A 503-nucleotide genomic window follows, 5' to 3' on the forward strand; every position below is an offset into this window, starting at 1 on the left:
TAGCGCCCCGGACCGCCCCGCCCCTACCGCCCGCCCCGGGCCGTGGGCGCAGGGCCTAGCATTTCGGGCGTATGGTCGAGGACAGGGAGGCACCAGGGAATGGCCGGCGGTAAGCAGACGAGCAATCCGCGGACCAGCGTGTGGCTGTCCGGGAAGTCGGCCGCCGCCCCGCGGCGCCGGGACGACCAGGGCAACCTCGATCGCGAGCGGATCGTCGCGGCGACCATCCGCCTTCTCGACGCCGAGGGCCTGGAGAAGTTCTCCATGCGGCGCCTTGCCACCGAGCTCGGCGTGACCGCCATGTCGGTCTACTGGTACGTCGACAACAAGGACGACCTCCTGGAGTACGCCCTCGACGAGATCTGCAGCGAGATGGCGCTGCCGGACCTGTCCGACGAGGACGCCGACTGGCGCGATCAGCTCCGCGGCCTGGCCGAGGCGTACCGCAGGACCCTCGCCGCCCACCCGTGGGCCAGCCGGCTCCTCGGCCGGTTCCTCAACCT

1 protein-coding gene is annotated in these 503 nt (G+C 71.6%); it reads left to right on the forward strand.

Going from position 1 to position 503, the window contains the following annotated elements:
• Nucleotides 1-99: 99 nt before the first annotated feature.
• The coding region (locus ACSNOH_RS35100) for a TetR/AcrR family transcriptional regulator (protein WP_436725492.1) at nt 100-503 on the forward strand (404 nt) is incomplete at its 3' end.

The sequence above is a fragment of the Streptomyces sp. URMC 127 genome (genome assembly GCF_051386535.1).
Classification (GTDB): domain Bacteria; phylum Actinomycetota; class Actinomycetes; order Streptomycetales; family Streptomycetaceae; genus Streptomyces.